At 50.3% G+C, this 20,567-nt stretch carries 19 protein-coding genes and 1 pseudogene; 11 read left to right on the forward strand and 9 right to left on the reverse strand.

Going from position 1 to position 20,567, the window contains the following annotated elements; translation table 11 throughout:
• The 6 genes from A7P95_RS06760 to A7P95_RS06785 form a co-directional block, all read left to right on the forward strand.
• The coding region (locus tag A7P95_RS06760) for a phiTE_015 family protein (protein WP_156503533.1) at positions 1 to 334 on the forward strand (334 nt) is incomplete at its 5' end.
• 27 nt (positions 335 to 361) lie between these two features.
• Positions 362 to 571 carry a hypothetical protein gene (locus A7P95_RS06765; protein ID WP_067593052.1) on the forward strand — a complete coding sequence of 70 codons (210 nt, stop codon included), beginning with the start codon at positions 362 to 364 and terminating at the stop codon, positions 569 to 571.
• Between the two features lie 2 nt (positions 572 to 573).
• Positions 574 to 804 carry a hypothetical protein gene (locus tag A7P95_RS11665; RefSeq protein ID WP_156503534.1) on the forward strand — a complete coding sequence of 77 codons (231 nt, stop codon included), beginning with the start codon at positions 574 to 576 and terminating at the stop codon, positions 802 to 804.
• Between the two features lie 581 nt (positions 805 to 1,385).
• The gene (locus tag A7P95_RS06775) at positions 1,386 to 1,640 is read left to right on the forward strand and encodes a hypothetical protein (protein WP_067593057.1); all 255 of its coding nucleotides are present in this window, start codon (positions 1,386 to 1,388) and stop codon (positions 1,638 to 1,640) included.
• Between the two features lie 10 nt (positions 1,641 to 1,650).
• The gene (locus tag A7P95_RS06780) at positions 1,651 to 1,854 is read left to right on the forward strand and encodes a DUF4224 domain-containing protein (protein ID WP_064084432.1); all 204 of its coding nucleotides are present in this window, start codon (positions 1,651 to 1,653) and stop codon (positions 1,852 to 1,854) included.
• A 12-nt stretch (positions 1,855 to 1,866) separates the two neighbouring features.
• On the forward strand, positions 1,867 to 2,901 hold the full coding sequence (locus A7P95_RS06785; protein WP_067593060.1) for a tyrosine-type recombinase/integrase: 1,035 nt from the start codon (positions 1,867 to 1,869) through the stop codon (positions 2,899 to 2,901).
• 105 nt (positions 2,902 to 3,006) lie between these two features.
• On the opposite strand, the gene A7P95_RS06790 is transcribed toward A7P95_RS06785, so the two are convergent.
• Both A7P95_RS06790 and A7P95_RS06795 read right to left on the reverse strand, forming a co-directional pair.
• Positions 3,007 to 3,879 carry a plasmid partitioning protein RepB C-terminal domain-containing protein gene (locus tag A7P95_RS06790; protein ID WP_082890759.1) on the reverse strand — a complete coding sequence of 291 codons (873 nt, stop codon included), beginning with the start codon at positions 3,877 to 3,879 and terminating at the stop codon, positions 3,007 to 3,009.
• Entirely contained in the window at positions 3,876 to 5,441 is a 1,566-nt protein-coding gene (locus A7P95_RS06795; RefSeq protein ID WP_067593063.1) for a recombinase family protein, read from the reverse strand. Before A7P95_RS06795 ends, A7P95_RS06790 begins: the two co-directional genes overlap by 4 nt.
• An 85-nt stretch (positions 5,442 to 5,526) precedes the next feature.
• Here A7P95_RS06795 and A7P95_RS06800 point away from each other — a divergent pair, with 85 nt between their 5' ends.
• Both A7P95_RS06800 and A7P95_RS06805 read left to right on the forward strand, forming a co-directional pair.
• Positions 5,527 to 5,838, forward strand: coding sequence for a helix-turn-helix domain-containing protein (locus A7P95_RS06800; RefSeq protein WP_245636585.1), 312 nt, complete (start codon positions 5,527 to 5,529; stop codon positions 5,836 to 5,838).
• A gap of 287 nt (positions 5,839 to 6,125) precedes the next feature.
• On the forward strand, positions 6,126 to 6,611 hold the full coding sequence (locus tag A7P95_RS06805; protein ID WP_067593069.1) for a phage virion morphogenesis protein: 486 nt from the start codon (positions 6,126 to 6,128) through the stop codon (positions 6,609 to 6,611).
• 180 nt (positions 6,612 to 6,791) lie between these two features.
• On the opposite strand, the gene A7P95_RS06810 is transcribed toward A7P95_RS06805, so the two are convergent.
• The 3 genes from A7P95_RS06810 to A7P95_RS06820 all read right to left on the reverse strand — a co-directional run bounded on the left by A7P95_RS06810 (position 6,792) and on the right by A7P95_RS06820 (position 13,023).
• Positions 6,792 to 8,273: a surface lipoprotein assembly modifier gene (locus tag A7P95_RS06810; protein WP_067593072.1), complete on the reverse strand. Its 1,482-nt coding sequence runs from the start codon at positions 8,271 to 8,273 to the stop codon at positions 6,792 to 6,794.
• A gap of 165 nt (positions 8,274 to 8,438) precedes the next feature.
• On the reverse strand, positions 8,439 to 9,389 hold the full coding sequence (locus tag A7P95_RS06815) for a Slam-dependent surface lipoprotein (RefSeq protein WP_067593075.1): 951 nt from the start codon (positions 9,387 to 9,389) through the stop codon (positions 8,439 to 8,441).
• A 214-nt stretch (positions 9,390 to 9,603) separates the two neighbouring features.
• The gene (locus A7P95_RS06820) at positions 9,604 to 13,023 is read right to left on the reverse strand and encodes a TonB-dependent receptor domain-containing protein (protein WP_067593078.1); all 3,420 of its coding nucleotides are present in this window, start codon (positions 13,021 to 13,023) and stop codon (positions 9,604 to 9,606) included.
• 518 nt (positions 13,024 to 13,541) lie between these two features.
• Between A7P95_RS06820 and A7P95_RS06825 the strand changes: the two are divergent.
• Positions 13,542 to 13,718, forward strand: a pseudogene (locus tag A7P95_RS06825) (ABC transporter C-terminal domain-containing protein); the annotation flags it as partial.
• A 144-nt stretch (positions 13,719 to 13,862) separates the two neighbouring features.
• Here the strand turns inward: A7P95_RS06825 and A7P95_RS06830 are convergent.
• On the reverse strand, positions 13,863 to 14,711 hold the full coding sequence (locus A7P95_RS06830; RefSeq protein ID WP_067593084.1) for an aldo/keto reductase: 849 nt from the start codon (positions 14,709 to 14,711) through the stop codon (positions 13,863 to 13,865).
• A 129-nt stretch (positions 14,712 to 14,840) separates the two neighbouring features.
• Here A7P95_RS06830 and A7P95_RS06835 point away from each other — a divergent pair, with 129 nt between their 5' ends.
• Entirely contained in the window at positions 14,841 to 15,731 is an 891-nt protein-coding gene (locus A7P95_RS06835) for a LysR family transcriptional regulator (RefSeq protein ID WP_067593087.1), read from the forward strand.
• 113 nt (positions 15,732 to 15,844) lie between these two features.
• On the opposite strand, the gene A7P95_RS06840 is transcribed toward A7P95_RS06835, so the two are convergent.
• The 3 genes from A7P95_RS06840 to A7P95_RS06850 all read right to left on the reverse strand — a co-directional run bounded on the left by A7P95_RS06840 (position 15,845) and on the right by A7P95_RS06850 (position 20,185).
• Positions 15,845 to 16,750 carry a LysR family transcriptional regulator gene (locus tag A7P95_RS06840; protein ID WP_067593090.1) on the reverse strand — a complete coding sequence of 302 codons (906 nt, stop codon included), beginning with the start codon at positions 16,748 to 16,750 and terminating at the stop codon, positions 15,845 to 15,847.
• A 133-nt stretch (positions 16,751 to 16,883) separates the two neighbouring features.
• The gene (locus tag A7P95_RS12030; RefSeq protein WP_218916362.1) at positions 16,884 to 18,272 is read right to left on the reverse strand and encodes a restriction endonuclease subunit S; all 1,389 of its coding nucleotides are present in this window, start codon (positions 18,270 to 18,272) and stop codon (positions 16,884 to 16,886) included.
• A gap of 47 nt (positions 18,273 to 18,319) precedes the next feature.
• Entirely contained in the window at positions 18,320 to 20,185 is a 1,866-nt protein-coding gene (locus A7P95_RS06850; RefSeq protein WP_218916363.1) for a type I restriction-modification system subunit M, read from the reverse strand.
• Between the two features lie 126 nt (positions 20,186 to 20,311).
• Here A7P95_RS06850 and A7P95_RS12225 point away from each other — a divergent pair.
• Positions 20,312 to 20,567 (forward strand): hypothetical protein (locus tag A7P95_RS12225; protein ID WP_245636586.1); only part of this gene is annotated, 256 nt, incomplete at its 3' end.

The following is a 20,567-nucleotide window of genomic DNA, read 5'->3' on the forward strand; positions in this document are numbered from 1 at the left end:
CGAACAAGAGCGCAAAGCATTTGAGGCGTGGATGGCTGAGCTCTATCCAACCAATCCTCAAACGGAGTGGGTGGGCGACGAATACAGCCGCCTAGGTACACAGTACAAGTGGGAAGGCTGGCAAGCCAAAGCAGCTCGACCAGAATGGATAAGTGTAAAGGATAGGCTGCCTGAAAGCAGCAAAAGATATTTAACCTTCAGTTCTTTCTACATGCAAATCGTTACTGCCTATTACAGCGTAGAAAGAGGGATGTGGTTAGGAGTATGCCGTACTGACGAAATCACGCATTGGCAACCGTTCCCCGCCCCGCCCACCACAAACCCCGCCGCGTAATGCGGCTTTAATTTTGGAGATTGAATCATGGAAAACTTATTCAGCCAGCCGATGCGGGTATCAATGAATCTTGTCGGATTGGACGGCGACGCTTTTGCGTTGATGGGCGAATTTCAAAAGAATGCCTGCCGCCAAGGTTGGGAACGCGAAGAAATCAAAAAGGTTTTAAATGAATGTACCAGCGGGGATTATAACCATCTTCTCTGCGTATTGATGGCTCATACGGAGGCCGTGTAAAAATGGCACTATTTCATTTTGGGACAATCGCTGTTGATTTCAGCAAATACGCAGGAACTTATGTTCGCATACAAGTAAGTCGTAATGATGTAATTGCAACCCTGCGACACGTTAATGTTGAAGGGGATTCGTATTTGTCTAAATTGGAACAAAACGATGTGGTTTCGGCTATTGAAATGGCAACATTGATGAATGTTCCCGTAGAAATTGAAAGTATTGAACAAGGGGTCTGAAAATGACAGCACATAAACACGCAGCCTTGATGCTGCAATACGCACAAGATGCGGCAGAGACTGATAGACCGTGGGAGCGGTGGGAGGTTAGCGATTCTACTAAATATGATAGCAGTGGGAGGTTAGTAAGGAATTGGCGGCAGTTGGGGGATAACCCCGATTGGAATTCGAATGTTCGATACCGCCGCAAGCCACAAGTAATCCGCGTTGGGCGGCATGAGTTTCCTAAGCCGCTCATAAACGAGCTCGTAATCGGGGTAAATTACTTCTACGTTAAAATTGGGAATACCTGCTTTGAAGCGGCTGAAAGTAGCTGGATGGGTAATGGGCAAGACCAAATGAGACTTGAAAGCAAACGTGTACATCTTACCCGTGAAGCCGCACAAGCTCACGCCGATGTATTGAACGCAATCTGTCGTGGGGATATTGATTAACTAGGCCGCCTTCGGGCGGTTTTAATTTTGGGAGATTGAGACGTGAGCCGAAACCGAAAGCGGAAACCGTCTAAACCCTATCGCGGGTACTGCACCTTTCCTTTGATTGGTGCAGATACCTACCGCGAGTTTCAGGAAACGGCGGAGATGTTCGGCGACTTTGCCGACCCTGCGAAGCGTAAGCGCATCTTTGACAAGCCTAGAAAGTATCGCTTCGAGATTTGGCTGAAGCTGGTGGACAAGCCTGAATACGAGATACGGGAAGCAAGGATAACGAGCGAAGGCGTAACCCGTGAGAACCTCAGCCAGATATTGTACGAGGTAGCCATGCAAGGCTTGCGCGAATTAGACGGGCTGGAAGAAGTGGACGGCGAACAGTCCATCATCAAGATTATTATTTGAAAGGGGAAACATGACCAATACCTTTTTAACCCGTGAAGAAATCATCGAACTGACCAGCCGCAAACAACCGAAAAAACAGGCCGAAACCCTGCGCAAAAACGGCATTCCGTTTTTTACCAATGCCGCAGGCTACCCTGTTGTCAGCCGCAGCGTGCTGGAAGGCAAACCGCAAAAACATAAGCCGGACAAGCCCAGGTGGCAGCCGGCAGTCTAGGAGGGAATAATCATGGGCAGGAAACGAAGCGCCAACAGCAACCTGCCAGATAGAATGCTGGCGCGCAGACGCACCCGAAAAAACGGCAAGACCACCGTCTATTACTACTACGACGGGCGGGAAGACGGGCGGCGCAAAGAAATCCCGCTTGGCACAGACTACATTGCCGCCGTCCAAGAGTGGAGCAAACTCGAAGCAGCCAAACTGCCCAAGACCGCCCGCGTTACCTTCCCTGTTGCAGCCGAACGCTACCTGCAGAATATCATCAGCCACCGCAGCCGCAACACCATTTCCGGCGCCAACAATGCCGTGCGCAAGCTGTCTAAGTTTTTCGGCGGGGACAACCCGGCGCCGTTGGATGAAATCGAGCCGGCACACGTCCGCCGTTATCTCGACTGGCGCAAAGACACCCCCGGCGGCGCCAACAACGAAATCGGTTATCTCAGCGCCATCTTTAACTATGCCAGAGAGCAGGGTTGGACAAGCAAAGAAAACCCCTGCCGCAACGTCAAGAAGCACAGCAAGAAGCGCCGTGAGGTTTATATTGAGGATTACCTGTATCAGGCCGTCTATCAGGCTGCCGGCCAGCAGATGCGCGATTTAATGGACATCGCCTACATCACCGGCCAGCGCCCTGTTGATATAGTCGGCATTCACAGCAGCCACATCCACGAAGGCATCCTGCATATCAGCCAGCAGAAAACAGGCGCCAAACTGCGCTTTGAAATCAGCGGCAAGCTCAAAGAAATCATCGACCGCATCCGTCCGGACAACGGCTACCTATTCCTCAACAGCCACGGGAAACCGTTGGCCCGCGCCGCCCTAAGCAGGAAATTTTTAGAGTTGAGAAAAACCGTCATGCAGCAGCGACCGGAACTGGCCGAAGAGTTGGCCGACTTCCAATTCCGAGATTTGCGCGCCAAAGCCGCCACGGACATTTACCTGTCCGCCGACACCCGCAGCGCTTCCGACCAACTTGGCCACGCCTCTGAGCAGATGACTAAAATCTATATCCGGCGCGGTAAAATTCTCAAGCCGCTGAAATAGCGTTTGCGGAACGCCTTTGGAAATTGCGGAAATATAACGGCTGCCAAAAGATGAATTCTATTTATGCAGTATGTATTTATCTGTGGCAGCCGTCTTGATGATTGATTATTCCCTATAATGGCTCAGGCATTTACTGAGGTTCTCAGGCATATCTACGATTCTCTCTGCCCGAAGCAGTGTTTTGAAATGATTATCCTCAAACAAACGATTTAACCCAGAAAGAATGATCAGCAGCTGTTGTTGGCAAAATTCAGCCTGTGTTGCCATCAACTGTCTTCGCTTAATCTCATTCTCATACATTTGAAGTAGCTTCTCCTTATTGATAGGTGTATTACGCCTCGGAGTGAAGTGGTAAGTTTTACCATCACGCTTTCTCTGTTGGATCAGTCTCCTGATTTTGGCAATATCTCCGCGCTTTAGCTTCTGCTGTTGGTAGAGATCGGATAAAGCCGTTTGAACTTCTTTTTCTTTTGCACGGGAAATATCGACAGCAACGTCGATCGGCAAATAGCCTTTTTCTACGCCTGCAATCAGGCGTACCTCTCCTTCTCGCAACAAATGTAAAATTCCCCGTATGTATGCTTGATGAAGGCCGATTTTTCGTGAAATATCTTTTTCGGAATATCCACGTTCATACAACACCCGAATGGCAGACAGTATTTCCAAATTGGTGTGCTTACGTCTAGCAATATTTTCAGCCAGACTGATTAAAAAGCCTTCGTCACCACTAACCTCCACAATGTGACACGGTATGTACTCTTCACCTAGCTCTTGGCAGGCGGTCAATCTTCCTTCGCCGCATAATAGGCCATACCATTGTTCTCCATCCAATATTTCCGATTTGGTAACGGTAATCGGACGCTTTAGACCGACTGCCGCGATGCTGGCGACCAATTGGTTAAACACTTTGGGGTTCCTACTGCGTGGATTCAGGACCTTGATTCGATTGATCGGTAGTGTTTGAATCACCATCCTCATAAAATTGCCTCCTTAATCAATACCCGTTTACTCATGGCAAAAAAACGACTCAAATCTTTATGGCGATAACAATCCCAGTCAATCGGATTTTGTTCCGTCAATCTCACTTTGGCACAATGGGTTTTTTCGGAAGGAAGTAGATAGTAATCTACTATTTTCTCCGCCGTTTCATCCAGCCGCACAGCTATGGTCAAATCAGGAGCAAGGCTACTGTCAAAACGTATAAACCAGCGTTTGGTACCAGCATCGGTTATCCGACAGCGTGCCAGCACTAGAGAAACAAAAAACTCCTGATTAATATGGAGTAAATCGTTTCCCGGAATGCGGGATACCGCTCCCCCCAGCCGCTCAATTTCTGCAATCGTCTGCACAACCAGATCTGCATGAGTCCGTCTCAAGGCACGATTGATTTTCAGATAGCGATAGTCTCGGCTGGGTGTATAACCTACTTCCTGATAGCTCTTAAGTAGGCTTCCGAAGCGGCTACGGAACATACTGCTGGAAGGGCAATCTGCGGCTTCATCAATGATCAAACCAGACAGCTTGCCGTTAATTCTGAGTAGCTCCTTTAATTTATCCAGCATTTCTTCATTGCTCCAATGCCGGCTTCTTTGGTGGATAATGCTTTGGGCGGCATTGAACAGTACGGTGGAAACAATGGGTTGAAAGACTGAATTAGCCCGTACCCATTGTTCGGCGGCATTCTTGCCTTTATGTGGCTTGAAGGGCGAATAGCTGCTTTTGTTCCAGACATTATTGCCGATGTATTTTTCGTTAATCAGGATTTGATGCACAACACCTCTAGTCCAAGAGGTGCCACGGTCGGTCAAAATGTGCTGTCTGTTTAAATCATCAGCTATCGCCTGTTCGCTCATTTTTTGGTAAATGAAGTCCTCGTAAATTTTCCGGATAACGGCCTGTTCATGTTCCGGGCCGGGAACCAGAATTACCCTGTCGGTTTGGATACTCTTATGTTCCCCGGCCTTAAGCTCAAATTTTGGCTGCCTATTCTCGTCTACCAACAAACGGCGCAATCCGTACCCTGCAGAGCCACCTTGTCGAAAACCGAGCCTGATCAAGTTTTCTTGCCCGAGAAAAACCTTCTTTGATAGTCCCTTGCTAAAGAGACCGGCGGAAGTTTGCTGGAATACATCTATGATACCTGTTACTACCGGATCCAACTCTTCTGTTGCCACTGGAATCGGTTCCGCACATTTGTGCAGAATGATGTTTTGCTGCTGACAGAGGTATTGGTAATAACTAGATTCTTGCGGGTCAATAAAGCGTCCCCAGCGACTCGCGTCATAAACCAAAATATGACCGAAATCTGCTTTGCCGCTTCTGACCAAATCAATTAAGTTCAAGAACTGATACCGTTTTTGCGTCACGACTCCGCTGATGCCTTCGTCAATAAATTCACCAACAACGGTCAGTCCATTCTTATTGGCATATTCCAGCAAAAAAGCTTTCTGGTTATCAGGCGAATATTTCTGATGATCCGTGGACATACGGATATACAGAACCGCTTTTTGCTGTTTTGATAACTGTTCCTTTGGATCCATAACAAATGGTAGGTAATTTATTGATTAACAAAATATAAAGGAACAGTTAGGAAAAATGTTGCACTCAAATGGAAAAAAACTTCCCTTGAAGAATATCAATGAAGATATGTGGAAAGAGTTACTCTCAAGCGCTTTATACAAAGAATTGCAGAAAAATCATGTCAATGTCAAAAACCTTGCACATTGGACAGGTGTATCAGAGCGAACAGTCAAAAACTGGTTGGAAAAAAGGTTTATGCCTGACAGCTTGGCTATGATCAGGTTGATGCAGCATTCAAGCTTTGTCCGTCAAATCGTACTCACTCAGATCTGCTTAAACGAAAACTTGAAAGCGGCAATGTTCGTGTGTGAATTCAAAAAGTTTCTTGCTTCATCAGAAGCATATCTGAGAGACTGATACTAGTAAAACAGGCATCTCCTGAAGGATATGCCTGTTTTGATTTCATAATGCAGATCACTCAGAGCGATCTAGTGTCGAGAATGTCATCTCAGGAAACTTTTCTCGTGCAAGCCGGCGTAGATTAGTTTGATACTCTGCACCGAACGGGGAAATAAAAAAATAGTTTGCTGTTTGCTGCTAAAATATTTTTCCAATTAACCGACGCGCCGCCGTCTACACGTTTTGTTTCCATCACTCAATGCCGCCCAGCTGGCTTGGGTGCTTCAACTGTTGAGAGGATAATGATGCTGGAAATTAGCCTGGACGACAGCGACCTGCAACGCGGCCTCGGGCAGCTGCTGCGCAACGCCCGTCACCCGCGCCCGATGATGCGAGCCATTGCCGCCGAACTGCTCAGCATCACCGAAGACAACTTCGAATCCGAAAGCTGGGGCGGGAAAAAATGGCCGGCCAATACGCGCGGCGGCAAAATCCTGCAAAAGAGCGGGCAGCTGGCCGCCAGCATCCACACCGCCTCCGGCAGCAACTTCGCCCGCATCGGCACCAACAAACCCTACGCCGCCATCCACCAGTTCGGCGGCACCATCAAAGCCAAAAACAAACCCTATCTGGTGTTCAAAGTCGGCGACGGATTCCGCAGGGTCAAACAGGTCAAAATCCCGGCACGCCCCTACCTGCCGATGAGCAAAGGCGGTACACTTCAGGCCGGCGTCGAATCCCGCCTGCTGGATGTCGCCCTCGATGCTTTGGCACGGGGTGTCCGAAAATAAAAAGCGGGCAAATCCGCCCGCTCCGTTTTGTTGCACCCAGTGCAACGTTGTTACAAATTTCCCATCCCCCTTCATCCATCCTCATCCAACTTAATCCCATTTATCTCACAGACCCCTTATATTTATTTCACTGGGTTTCACCAATGATGGATTTTTTTCGATTAAAAAACCATTAAACAATTAAAACCGATAACGCAGGTTCACGAGCACTTCGTTTTGCCGATAGCGGTAGTAGTCAGCATTGCTGCGGTTTACGGTGTGCTTGAAGCGCAGCTCGGGGTAAATGCCGTGCCACTGCCAGCGTGGGAAGCCCAGCGCGGCAACGGCGGTGTATTGTTTGTCTTGGCGCCGCTCGCCGTTGCTGATGAAGCTGGCCGCATCATAGCGGCTGCGGCGGTGCATCAGCAACAGGTTGGCATAGGCGGTTTGGCCGAACATTTTGTAGAACCCGAGGCGGACGGCGTATTCGCGGCTGGAAGCGGCTTCTTCGGCATAAGCCTTGCGGACGGCGTCCAGATTGGCAAACAGCCCCCAGTTTGATCCGGCGGCCCATTCGGCGCCGAGGCCGGCTTCGTATTGGCTGTAGTCATCGAAATAGCGGCGGTTTTGCCCGCTGTAATGATGGCGTTTGGCACCGCCGCGCAGGCTGGTCCGCCAGCGCGGGGAAAGGGTATGCGTCCATTCGGCATCGATGCCCCAGGCACGGTAATGGGTGTGCCGGTTGCGGAAGTCGTGTTCGAAATAAGGCAGCAGGGCGAAGTGGTTGCGGATGTCGGCATAATCGTAGCCGGCATACAGGGCGGTGGTGTGGTAGCTGTAGTCGGGCGCGATTGACTGTTGGGGATCTTCGCGCCGGTAGCGTGTGCCGTAGGCCAAGCCGCGCAGGTGGAGGCCGTGGTGGCCGGCGAGCGGGATGGTGCGCAAGGCGGTGGCGCTGTATTGCCACATGGCTGAACCGACAGGTTCGGGCAGCAGGCGTTCGAGCAGGCACATGCCGGCGATTTGCCATACGCACTGCCGGCCGCCGTCGGCCTGGTTGATGTTGTCGTTGTGGCCGTAGCCGATGCTGATTTGGCCGTGCCAGGCGCGGCGTTTGGCCAATTCGTTCTGATATTGCCCGACTAAGACGCGGGTTTCTTCGGGCAGCCCAATGTCTACGGCACGGTGGAACTCGGCGGCGGCTTCGCGGTTTTGGTTGTCTTCGGTATAAACGCGGGCGAGTTCGAGGCTGATGCGGGCGTTACCGGGTTCGGCAGCGGCGGCACGTTTGAGCCGTACGGCAGCCAGGCGGTAATCGCCCCGGGCGCGCGCCTGCAGGCCGGCAGCCAAGTCGAGCAGCGCCGGTTTGTGCTGCGGCAGCATAGCATAGCGGGCAGCAAATTGTTCGGCCTTGTGCCATTGCTGCTGGTTAACGGCGTAATACAGGGCGCTTTCCAGCTCTTCGGCGCTATCGCCGACGGCATAAACCTGTCCGCCTATCTTGATGTAGCCGCCGTCGTTTTCCACATCGGCACCCTGCCCGCCAAGCCAGCCGCTTTCGCGGTATTGCCGGGTTTGGCGGTTGCCCTCGTCGAGCAGGCGGCGGCGTTCTTCGGCCGGGTCGTCGGCGCGGGCAACGGCGGGCAGCAGCAGGCACAGGGCGAGGCAGAGCGGCTTATTCATGGGCTTGGGCTTTCGGCATTTTGTTTCAGGTAGCCTTTTCCGGAAGAGGCTACCTGAAAACGGTTTGAACATTGGTTTGATTGATTGTTTATTCGATTAGCGATAGGCGGTCCGAAGTGCTTCAGACCGCCCTTTCCTATCTGCTATGACGGATCGCAATAAAGATTACGGTTTCGGAATGCGCTTACCGCCGAAGGCAATATCCCTATCTACTCCGGCTTGGCCATCCCGATCCACAATACCGGCCAGAGCCTCCGCACCGCTGCCGTAGAAGCGGCCGCTGATGTGTTCGTTAGCCTTGCCGTTGTCAAACGTACCGTTGCTCCGAATGTTGGTACCGGCAAAATTGATATTGTCGCCGGGGCGGGACAGGGTGCCTGTTAGCGAGCCGGAACCCGTGCCATAGTTGGCAGTCAGCACGCCTGTGTAGAAGTCGTTCTGACCCGGTGTGTGTTTGTTCACACCCAACACATTGTATTGTGCATTAACCAAATTCGGCATATTTTGGGTCGGATTGTCGCCCACATACCAAACGGTGCGTTTACCATCCGCCATATTCAGGTCGGTGCTGTTTTGCGGCGGGTTGCCGGCGCGCGGCGCCCATTCGCCGAAGAACACATTGTTGCCTTCACTCATACCCGGCACTTTGGCGATTACCAGGCCGCCGAACTTGGGTGCGGCGGGGATTGCCGGGTTGGCTATCTGGCGCACACTGTACACTTCGGTGTTGTTGTGGCGGTTTTCATACCACACCTGACCCAGCGTCGGGTTGTAGAACCAGCCGATAACCGGTTTCACATCACCCAAGCGCAGATACTGCGGATTGCGCGTACCATCAACATTGGCATAGGGATCGTTGCCGTTAATCGGTGCCTGATATTTCGCACGGATATATTTGACCGGACCATCATCCAGATTGATGGATTTCGACCAACTTCCACCGTTATTGATACTGAATGATAAACCGGCCTTACCGGCACCAAAGGGTTTTGCATCGGACGATCCGGTACGGACGGTTTTCCCGTTATTTGAAGCACCTCCTTCTGGAGCAGCTGCAGCCACACCAAAAATGCCGCACAGCAAGACGGCCAACAGGGTTTTATTACGTATAAACATAATCGTTTCCTTAATTAAGAGTTAAACAAAAGCCACCGTTTTATTACCGCCGAACCGGCGGAAAAAACGGTAAAAACCATTGCCTCGGATAAGCGGGGCCGGTTGGGCTTGTGTGTCCGGTGTGTTCAATTGTTTGTTGTTATGCTCAATCCGTTTTCAAGTAGCCTTCCCGCCATACCTGCAGGCTACCTGAAAACCCCACTCCGCCCTGCGACTAGAACTTGGCAGTCAGCCCAAAGGTAACCGTCCGACCCGGCCCTGGGGCGGCAACATTGGACATCGGGTCGAGATAGTAGCGGTTGGTCAGGTTGGTGATGCCGAGGTTGACATTGAGGTTTTTGTGCAGCTGGTAACGGCCATACACGTCCCAAGTCAGGGAAGGGCGCCAATGGTGGGGCTTGCCAGTGGTATTAAATACACTACCCCAGCCTTGCTCCAATAATCGATCATATTGCTTGGTATTGACTCGGCTGTGGTAGATGCCGCGCAGGCCGAGCTCCAACTTCTCGCCCAACAGACGCACCCCGGCATCCAGATTGACCGAATATTTCGGTTGCAAGGCCTGATAGCCGCGCGTGCTGCCGTAGCCTCCCTCAATACATTCCGGCAACCCGAATTGGTGGAACGGGTCGAGATCGGCAGTGGTATCACGATCACACATCTGCTGTTTCAGGCGGTAGGTGGCACCGAGCGCGGCAAAGAAGCGGCCGGTGTCGATGCGGCTCTGCCATTCCAGCCCGGCGGTGTCCTTGCGGTCGTACTGCACGGTGCGGAAATAATCTGTGGTTTCGATCACATTTTGGATACGGTTGCGGTAGTAGGTCAGGCGCATATCGCCGGCACGCAGCCGGCTCCAATACGGGGCAAAATTGAAGCTGTAGCCGATTTCCCAGCTGCGGCTGCGTTCCGGTTTGAAGCGGAAATTTGGGGCCTTCGGCATACCGACATAGGCCACGTCGTTATAAAAACTACCCACCTCATACACGCTGGGGAAGCGGGTCATCTGCGCATAGCGTACGAACAGGCGGCTGTTGTCGGTCAGGTCGTAGCTGACGGCGATGGTCGGCGCCCAGGCATGGGCACGGATCGGTTTAGGCTGTGCCCAGTATTGCTCTTCGGTATAGGGTTTGATAATAACCCTGGCTTCCGTACCGGTATCATGAGCCAATTGATCCTGCCCTTCCGGCAGGTAAGACAGCCGTTGTCCTTTGCTTAACGGACATCCTTCTCCGGTTTCCCTGATACATCTTTCATCAGTAAGGGCACTTTTCTGCCAATAGCGGTAATAATTACCCTGCAAACCTTGCGGATTGGTAATTTTCTCACTCATCATTTGAGCGTAATTAGGGTAATACTGATCCAGTACACGGCTGTCCAATTTGCCGTTCACATATGGCACAAATACCGGTCGCACCCGATAGAGCGGTGTCTGGGGATTAGCACTGTGCCTTACGCCTTGGTTATCAATATATTGGTAGCCATCGGTTCGATATCCTCCGCCTTGATTGGCATGCCATCTCGGCAGATTATATTTGGCACCGTGTGCCTGTTCGGCCTGCTGTGCCGCTGCCCAAGCAGCTGGATTACCTCGTGCGGCTTCCAACTGTTGCGCCACCGCCTCCCAGTCGCGCCGCTCCTGATCACCCACCAGTTCAAAATATGGCAGATAGACACCGGCAACATAAGTGGTATAGCCGCTACTGCCGCCAGCACGGTAGTTCGGATCACGGCGGGCACGCCCTTCCGCCAAGGCGGTATCGAAGCCCCGGAAGTTGTGGTAGCGGAGGCCGGCGGAGATTTTCAGACGGTCGGTGGCCTGCCAGTCGAACACCAAATTGGTGCCCCATTCGCGCCGCTCGCCGCCGCGCGGGCCGGCCAGCTTGGTCATGCCGGTGGCCATGCCGGCCAGGTTGAACAGGTCTTGCGAATTGACGATTTCCACTTCCTCCGCCAGTTTCTCTTTCTGATAATCGGCGGCCAAGGTCATGCTCAGGCGGTCGCTGAGGCGGAAGCGGTTGCTGATATCGAAACCGGTGCGGCTGACGCGGGTTTTCTGCTCGGCGCCGGAAAGCACGCGGAATCGGCCGTTGTCGTTCGGGGTCATGGCCAACACCTGTTCTTTGGTCAGGCCGTTGACGCCGAAATCATTCATCAGGTCGTTGCAGCTGCTGTAGTTGTCGACGTGCTCGGGCGGTATCCGGCCGCGTTGGGTACACCAATACCAAGCGTCGTAGAAGGGATCGGGGTAGGCGGAAGATAAATCCATGCCGCCGCTCTGGTGGCGGGTGCTGTTGGTTTTGATGCGCCACAGGTTGGCCTGCAGGTCGATCCAGCGGCTGCCTTCCGGCTTCCAGGCCCAGCCGAGTTTGTAGGTGTCGGTGCGGATGGTGGAATCGATGCTCTGCATCTGCGGCGACAGTTCTTTGGGGCGGCTGCTGGGATTATGCTCTTCCATATTCATCACATAGGTGGTGTGGAAGGGGTTGATTTCGCCGAAGCGCACGTCGGTGCGCATATACTGCCAGCCGAGGTTGTGGCTGCCGGGCAGGTGCCAGTTGTTTTTCAACAGCAGGGTTTTGGTTTCGGTGTTGCTGTTGAGCACTTCCACCCCGGGGTGGTAGACCTTGGCCATATTGGGTACGAAGGTGGCGGAGTTTTTGCAGTTGAAGTCGCTGCCGCCTTCGTCGTAGCATTTTTGCAGGTCGTACACCGGGTTATTCAGGTAGCCTTCCGCACCTTTGCGCCCGGCGAAGTAGTTGCCTTTGTTGCGGTAGCTGTAGGCGGCCAGGCCGTCTGAAAGTTCGGTTTTGAAGGCGGCGGCGGCCATATAACTGCGGTCGCCGCCGAAGCGCCAATTGTCGCGGCCACTTTTGTGTGCGGGCGGGGTAAAGTTGTCTACCACCAACGCCTGCGGGCTTTGCTGGCCGGTGAGCGGGTCGAAACCGCCGCCCGCGCCGTCGGCGGTGGCACCGAGCGGCAGGGTACGGTAGTCTTCCCAGCCCAGCCATTGGTTGAGGTTGTTGGCTGGGCGGCGGCTGTTGTTGGCAAACTCGGTTTTCAGCTGGAAGCCGAATTTCTGCCCTTCCGGCACGATGTCGTCGGCTTCGATGGTGCGGATGGTGACCGCGCCGCCGACGCCCGATTTCACGCCGCGCGTGAGGGCGGGGCTTTTTTCCACCGCGATGCTGCGGAACAGGGCGGGATCAAGATAGTTGCGGTCGCCCACGCCGTAGTTGTTCATCCATACGTCGATAGTCTGCTCGGTGCCGTCAATGGTAACCGGGATGCGGCCCTTGCCGGTGATGCCGCGTATATTGGGCGTAATCGCGCCGCCGGCGGTACGGGTGTTCATGTTATACACGCCGTTGAGGCCTTTGAGCACGTCGCCGGCGGCATTGATCCGATAACGTTCGAGGTATTCCTTGCCGATATAGGCGTTGGAGACGTTTTTGCGGTATACGTCGTCGGCGCCGCGCTGATCGGGTCGTCGGCCTTTGATTTCGATGGTTTCCAGTTCGGCGGAGGCAGGCTCCCTGCCGTTGGCGGCGGGGGTGTCGGCGGCGGCCTGCATGTGGGCAAAGGCACCGGTCAGCAGCACGACCAATAGCTTGGGGCAAAAAGATTGGGTTGTCATATAAGGGAAGAGATAGAGGGATGAGAAATGGAAGAAAGATTAAATCCCCTATAATTTACAGGGATATCTGAGCGATACAACGTGCAAACAATAACAGAAATAATAACCATTTTCAATAATACAATGATCATCGTTACAGGTTAGTTGTCGCTGTCTTGTCCGGATGGCTGGACGGAAGCAGTCTATAGCTTTCGATACTGGCACATACTAAGCGGTAAGATGACCGCAAACGGCAGTACCCTCTGACGGGTGCACCAAGGTGCAGAGGCTATCGCTGGCATGGATTCGGAGCAATTCTCTGGCATCCATCTGTCCGCTCCGAACTACGCCGTTTTATTGGCGGCCTACAGGCAAATGACTAAGGCAAAGTGGCTATTACTGTGTATGTCTATGTCATGAAACCGCACGACGCTGGCATCGCCGCCATGGCGGTTGACACAGTCGGCGAAGGCTTGCGCCATATGGATGCGCTCAATCCACCGTTGTGATGCCCAGTGCGGGTTGTCTGCCGAAATATAATCGCCGCGCTGGAAGCCAAACAGGCCGATTTGAATGCGCAGCTTTCCGCCCGGGGAATCTTCAAAGACTACGAAAAAGCCGACAGCCTGCAAACGCGCGCGGAGGAAATCGAAATGCTGCTGCTGGAAAAATTGGAGCGGTGGGAGATGCTGGAAGGGAAGCAGAACGGGGGGTGATTTGAGGTTTCAGGTAGCCTGAGAGGGCGTTTGGAAGGCTACCTGAAAAATAGAAAGCAGCCTGCACATTTGGAAGACAAAGTGCAGGCTGCTTTGATTCTTCAGCTAATTTGTGTTGGCTTGTAGGCAACTTTTTCTGAATATCTACTGCCCCGTTTTCCACGCGGCGATACGTTTCAAATTATCCACCGTGTCGTGATTGACGATGGCGGCGAACGTACCGTCCAGCTTGGCAATTTCGGCTTTATCTTCATCGCCGAGGGCAAAATCAAATACGTTCAAGTTTTCCGCCATGCGTTCGGGTTTGGTGGATTTCGCCAGCACGATAATGCCGCGCTCAATCAGCCAGCGGGTAATCACCTGCGCCACGGATTTGCCGTATTTTGCGCCGATTTTGCTTAACACGGGGTTGTGGAAAATATCGTTTTTACCTTCGGCAAACGGCGCCCACGCTTCCACGGCGATGCCTTCGGCCTGCAAAGCGGCAACGGTTTCGGTTTTTTGTTGGAACGGATTGATTTCAATCTGATTGGCTTGCGGCATGACCTTATTGAATAGCCCCAAATCCACCGCGCGCACGGGCGAAAAATTGCTCACGCCGATGGCGCGGATTTTGCCCACCGCCTGGTATTCTTCCAACGCGCGCCATGTGCCGTAGCTGTCGCCGTAAGGCTGGTGAATCAGTACCATATCGATGTAATCCAAATTCAGACGGCCCAATGAACGGTCCAGCGACGCTTTGGCGGCTTCGTAGCCGAAATTTTCCACCCAAATTTTGGTGGTAACGAACAATTCCTCGCGCGCCACGCCGCTGTTTTTTATTCCCAAACCGACTTCGGTTTCATTCATATAAGCCTGCGCAGTGTCGATATGGCGGTAGCCTGCTTTAATAGCCGCAATCACGGCTTGTTCGGTTTCTGCGGGTGGAATCTGGAATACGCCGAAACCGAGTGCGGGAATTTGTACGCCATTGTTTAATTTGATGTTTTGCATGATGTTGTCTCCTGTTTGTTCTCATGAAAGAGCAGTCATTTTAGTCCGTGTTTTTATTGAGATAAATCGGGTTTGGTTTTATGATGCAGTGAATTAAATTCACTAATCAACCAAAAACAGGGCGGGAAAATGCAGAATTTTAACGAGCTGAATTATTTTTTGACGCTGGCGCAAACACAGAGTTTTGTGAAAGCGGGGCAGCTTTTGGGGATTTCGTCTTCGGCGTTGAGCCACAGCATGAAAAATTTGGAAACACGGCTGAACCTGCGCCTGCTCAACCGCACCACGCGCAATGTGTCGCTGACCGAAGCCTGGCAGCAGTTTTTTGAGCAACTTTTTCCGCTTTATCAAGCGATTAACCATGAAGTCGATGCGCTAGGCGATTTTTTGGACACGCCGTCAGGCTTAATCCGCATCAATGCCCCTGCGGTAGCGGCGGAAGCGGTGTTGTACCCGAAATTAATGCCGATTTTGAACCAATACCCGGAAATCCGTTTGGAAATCGTGGTGGACAACTGCTGGGCGGACATTGTGAAAAAAGGGTTTGATATGGGCGTGCGGCTGGGCAACGATGTGGCGAAAGAGATGATTGCCGTGCCGATTTCTGAGCCGCTCAAAATGGCGCTGGTTGCCTCGCCCGATTATCTGGCGCAACACGGTTCGCCGAAAAATATTGACGATTTGCAGCAGCACCGCCTGATTGGCGCGAAGCTCTCCGCCGCACACGGCGCAGAAATGCAATGGGAATTCAAAGACAAAAAAGAGCTGATTACGTTCACGCCCAAATCGCAGTTTTCCATCAATAACCATCTGCGCCTGCAAGCCGTTTCAGACGACCTCGGCATTGCGTGGGTGGCACATATGAGTGTGGCGGATGCAATCCATTCGGGGGAACTGGTCGAACTGTTGCCTGAATACGCCATCACTTACGATCCGCTTTACCTCTATTACCCCGGCCGCCGCAGGCATTCGAATGTGTTTAAGTTGATTGTGGATGCGCTGCGGGTGGAGGCCGTCTGAAAAGGCTACCTGAAAAATAAAAAGCAGTCTGCACTTCCATCAACAAAGTGCAGGCTGCTTTTGAAATTTGGCTTTGCCGCTTCCCGCTTCGTCCGTTTTCAGTCTGCCCAACTTCAACGGTATTGCGCCGTTTTCTCCAGCAAAAACTCAATCACCGCCTGCACCTTTTTCGTCCGCTGGCTGTGTTGCAGATAATAAAGATACAACGGCGGATACTGCCGCCAATACTTTTGCAGCACGGGCACAAAATCCGTGCGGTCGGGCTGTTGCTGCATATTGTGGGTAAACGCCCGTCCAATACCCAAGCCTTGGCGGGTGGCATCCAATAAGATTTCAGGGTCGTTGCAGATAAGTGGCGTATCCATTTCCACGGCGGTTTCCTGCCCGTTTTGCGCAATCACCAGCGGCTCGATTTTGTTGGACGAGATAAAACGGTAGCCAATGAGTTTGTGGGCGGGCAAATCCTTGGGCGTTTTCGGCGTGCCGTGTTGCGCGGCGTAGCTTTGGCTGGCGTACAGCCCTTCCTGCGTGCCGTTCAGCAGCTTTCGGGCAACCATACCTTCATCCAAACGGTTGCCGAAGCGGATACCCAAATCGATACCATCCTCAATCAGGTGCGAAAGCCCGTCATTCAGCGAAATTTCCAGTTGAATTTGCGGATAGCGTTGGTGAAATTCCGCCAAATGCGGGCGCAAAACAAGCTGATACATTACCCGTGCCATGGTAATCCGCACCGTGCCGCTCACCTGCTCGCCAAAATTCCGCACTTCCTCAAAAGCCTGATGTAGCGTTGCCATGGCTTGTTCGGTACGTTCCAAAAGCTGCCTGCCGGCATCGGTGAGCTGGATATTGCGCGTGGTACGGTGAAACAGCGGCACGCCGATTTTCTGCTCCAATAACTTTAATGCTTGGCTCGCCGAAGGTACGGCGATTTCCAATTTGCGCGCTGCCGCCGAAATACTGCCTTCTTGCGCGATGGTTTGGAAAACGTTGAGCTGCCCGTAGAATGAATTGTCCATCGTTAGATTATGCCTAATAGTGTTTTAGAAATTATGCGTCTAATCATAACAAATATATTACGAAACGTTTAGGCAGACAAAAGGTCGTCTGAAGATTTTTCAGACGACCTTTTACTTGGCAATGAACTAAAACTTACCCCTCAATCGCTTGTTCCACCTTACGCTTGGCTTCTTCCAACAGAGCTTGGGATTCTTGGCGCAAGCGGTCGGATTGTCGGATTAAATCGGCGATTTGGGTTTGGATTTCCATAGAAATGATGGGAATAACGACTTCTTTAATTTCTTCTATCCGCCAATGTTGGATTATCGATCCACCCACATCACGCTCTGCCTGCCATTGCACAGCCAAAGAATTTAAAACTAAAGTCAAATATTCGGGCAATACCCTTTTATCTTTAACTTTCAAATGCAAAATTGCCCTCGAAGTAATACCGCTTAAGTCTTCACTCAAGAGATGGGCAATGCCGACTGTACCGTCTTTGGAAAATAAAATCGTCCCTTTCTTAGGCTGTAGGTTTTTCAAGGTTTCACAATATTCCTGACAGTAAGCGTCTGACAGGTACTTTGCTGGTGATGAGATTTGGAATTTGTCGTAATCCGAAACCCGTATAAACGGCAAACCTTGTTCATCATAAGCTGAAGAACCCGGTTCGATAGATTTTTTAATACTGACCAAATTTTGCAATTCATCATATTCTTGGCTTTTCATCTTTTGGATAAGAACATCATACTTTTCCTGATAAAATTCCGCATCCAGTCTGCCCGATGTGCCAAAACTGTCGACAAAGGATTTGATATTGACCTTTTGCGCTGGCGGATTGAAGTCTTTTAAGCCTAAATAGTCTAGAAGCAGATCTTGGGCGGATTGGTAAGCAATTTTAGAATCTAATATTATCTTTTCTGATTTTTTATATAATTCTTCAATAAATTTCTGGAATTCATTGTTAAATATAGGAACTAGCACTCGCTCTACTTCACGACAGTTAAGATTAACTTGTTCTGTTTGTCTTGAATGACAGTGAAGCATTGATCTACCTATATATGTATTTAAATAGCAATTCAAAAAATAAGGATTTATTTTATTGCTATTACATCTTATAAGGGCGATATTCTGATTAATATTTGCAGGAAGCAACTCATCTGTAACCATAGCTGTTCTGCCAACTATATCGTAAGTTGCACCAATTATAGTCGTAATAACATCTCCTGATATAAGATTACTCTTTTTTAACTCGCTCGCTCCTTTATCAGAAAGATAATCAGTGAAAAAATCAGTAATTTTATTTTCTCTTACATTGTCAGTCTTAATAAATTTTACACTACCACCATAAAAGCTATCGTTCTGCATTGATGGCGTATGTCCCGTGCAAACAGGAATACTCAATAAGCTACCTAATCTTTGAGTTGTTAAATTTGATAATTTTGAAATAGAGATTTGATATTTTTTTCTATAATGTTCAGCATCCAATCGGAAAGTTTTATCTATTTCATTTTTTAGACTTGAATATTGTAATACTCTCACCTCCTGCCCCTCCAACAACCGCTGGTATTTCGCGGCATCAAAGGGGCTTAGGGCTTTCCCACAAAAGACAGTTTCTCTTTTTTGGCAAATTCCAAAAAGGCTTCGGCAATACCGTCTCCTGTTTTGCCGTCGTGGTTGAATAAGTCGTGTTTGACGATCAAATGCCCGTGACTGTCGAGTACAGGCGTGCCGTCTTCGTTGCGGACAAAAATTTTGTCGCCACTGTTGTCTTTACTCGGCTCTTGCATGGTGGCAAAGAAAATCGGGTAGTCTTCCACTTTCGGACAAAGGGTGTCATGCCATTTTTGCACGAATAAAACGCTGGTTTTGGTGCCGGTATGTGGTTTAAATACGTTCCCATGTAAACCAACCACAGCAAGGATGCGGCAACGTTTTGCAATAAATTCTCGGATGGCTTTGTCGGAACTGTTGTTGAAACGCCCTTGTGGCAACACGATTGCCATGCGTCCGCCGTCTTTTAAGAAATCCAGGTTGCGTTCGATAAAGAGAATGTCGCGCCCAACTTTGGTTTGGGCTTTGCCGTTGGGCTTTTTCCCCAGTTCGTATTTCGCCAAAATACGGCTTTCTTTGATGTCGCCTGCAAACGGCGGATTCGCCATCAGGATGTCGAAACTGAAATCGCGGTTGCTGTCTTTTTGCTTTCTGAGTTTGCGCAAACCTTTCCAACCGTTGCCGTAAGTATCGAGCCAGTTTTCGTCTTTGGTTTTTTCATCCCAGCGTTCCCAATCCAGCGTGTTTAAATGCAAGACGTTGGTTTGCCCGTCGCCTGCAATCAAGTTCAGTGTGCGGGCAACACGCACTGCTCTTTCATCAAAATCGATAGCAAAAACTTTCTTGGTAACGTAATCGGTGCATTCGGCAGGCTTTTCTTCGCTCGTAAACAAATGGCTTTTTTCCAAGCCTTGCGCTTTTAAAATCTGTTCCCAAACGTGGAAGATTGTGTGGACGGGAAAGCCGCAACTGCCGGCTGCTGTATCAATAATGGTTTCATCAGCAGTCGGATTGAGCATTTTTACGCACATATCAATCACATAGCGCGGCGTGAAATATTGTCCTTTTTCGCCTTTGCTGGATTTGTTAATCAGGTATTCGAAAGCTTCATCCACCACATCCAAATTGGAGTTGAACAGCTTCACGTCTTGCAGTGAAGAAACGCAGACGGACAAATGCGAAGGGGTAAGCTGGATTTTGCTGTCTTCGGAAAATACGCCTTCCCATTTTTCACGAGCTTTTTCAAACAGACCTTGGATTTTGTTTTTCAATTCGATTTCAGTATCGCCGCTGTTGCGGAATGCCAAGTAGCGTTTTTTGTTCCGTCCGCTTTCCATTTCGTCATAGAGCTTGGTAAAGATCAGCTTGAAGAGTTCTTCAAATACATCCACGCCGGCATTTGCCAAGACTTCGTCTTCCATTTCTAAAATCAAATCTTTCAATGATTTGCGTTCATTGACGAGCTTATCTTTTCGGATTAAATCATCGATGGTGTATTTTTCATTCAATACGTCAGACAGTTTTTCCGATACTCTTGGCAATGCGGGAATATCTTCAAAATAATTTGGGTCTTTGCGGTGATAAAAAGAAATGGAATCGCCGTTCGTCCATACACCGATTGGTGCGCCTGTGGCGTTGCAATAGGATTTGAGCTGTTCTTTACCGTCTTTAAGTTTAGGCTTTTTGAGTTCAACGATGATATAGGCAGCATTCGGATTATCTTTGTCAAATACAACAATATCTGCCCGTTTACTGTCGTCCCGACCAAAAGTAACACCGTACTCCAACTGAATGCGTTCGGCAGGGTAGCCATAGTCATCCATCAAAATCATTAGATACAGTTGGCGGACAACTTCTTCGGGTGTTAATTTGATTTCTTTATTACGGATACGGCAAGTCAAATAATAGTTGGTTTTGCCTTTGACAACTTTTTCGCTGATTTGAGATTCAAGTTTGGCAACTTGGTTGGTGCTGAATTGGGAAAGTTTGTAGTTGGAATCTTTTAAGATTGCACTTAGGCTAATTGGTTGGTTGGTTGGTTGGTTGGTTGGTTGGTTGGTTGGTTGGTTGGTTGGTTGGTTGGTTGGTTGGTTGGTTGGTTGGTTGGTTGGTTGGTTGGTTGGTTGGTTGGTTGTGTAGTTGGTTGGTTGGTTGATGAGTTAATAATTTTTTTGGATTGTTGTTTTGATATTTTAGTATGTAAGTATGTAATATATTACGCAGGTATTTACGTGAATTCGAGTGCTTGTAAGTACATGTTAGGTTATGAATGTAATTGTATTT

Source organism: Eikenella longinqua, from assembly GCF_001648355.1.
Classification (GTDB): domain Bacteria; phylum Pseudomonadota; class Gammaproteobacteria; order Burkholderiales; family Neisseriaceae; genus Eikenella; species Eikenella longinqua.

Excerpts from the sequence above, each read along its gene's own strand:
- A7P95_RS06765 (WP_067593052.1), top strand. The coding sequence starts at position 362 with ATGGAAAACTTATTCAGCCAGCCGATGCGGGTATCAATGAATCTTGTC.
- A7P95_RS11665 (WP_156503534.1), top strand. The coding sequence starts at position 574 with ATGGCACTATTTCATTTTGGGACAATCGCTGTTGATTTCAGCAAATAC.
- A7P95_RS06775 (WP_067593057.1), top strand. The coding sequence starts at position 1,386 with ATGTTCGGCGACTTTGCCGACCCTGCGAAGCGTAAGCGCATCTTTGAC.
- A7P95_RS06780 (WP_064084432.1), top strand. The coding sequence starts at position 1,651 with ATGACCAATACCTTTTTAACCCGTGAAGAAATCATCGAACTGACCAGC.
- A7P95_RS06785 (WP_067593060.1), top strand. The coding sequence starts at position 1,867 with ATGGGCAGGAAACGAAGCGCCAACAGCAACCTGCCAGATAGAATGCTG.
- A7P95_RS06790 (WP_082890759.1), bottom strand. The coding sequence starts at position 3,879 with ATGAGGATGGTGATTCAAACACTACCGATCAATCGAATCAAGGTCCTG.
- A7P95_RS06795 (WP_067593063.1), bottom strand. The coding sequence starts at position 5,441 with ATGGATCCAAAGGAACAGTTATCAAAACAGCAAAAAGCGGTTCTGTAT.
- A7P95_RS06805 (WP_067593069.1), top strand. The coding sequence starts at position 6,126 with ATGCTGGAAATTAGCCTGGACGACAGCGACCTGCAACGCGGCCTCGGG.
- A7P95_RS06810 (WP_067593072.1), bottom strand. The coding sequence starts at position 8,273 with ATGAATAAGCCGCTCTGCCTCGCCCTGTGCCTGCTGCTGCCCGCCGTT.
- A7P95_RS06815 (WP_067593075.1), bottom strand. The coding sequence starts at position 9,389 with ATGTTTATACGTAATAAAACCCTGTTGGCCGTCTTGCTGTGCGGCATT.
- A7P95_RS06820 (WP_067593078.1), bottom strand. The coding sequence starts at position 13,023 with ATGACAACCCAATCTTTTTGCCCCAAGCTATTGGTCGTGCTGCTGACC.
- A7P95_RS06830 (WP_067593084.1), bottom strand. The coding sequence starts at position 14,711 with ATGCAAAACATCAAATTAAACAATGGCGTACAAATTCCCGCACTCGGT.
- A7P95_RS06835 (WP_067593087.1), top strand. The coding sequence starts at position 14,841 with ATGCAGAATTTTAACGAGCTGAATTATTTTTTGACGCTGGCGCAAACA.
- A7P95_RS06840 (WP_067593090.1), bottom strand. The coding sequence starts at position 16,750 with ATGGACAATTCATTCTACGGGCAGCTCAACGTTTTCCAAACCATCGCG.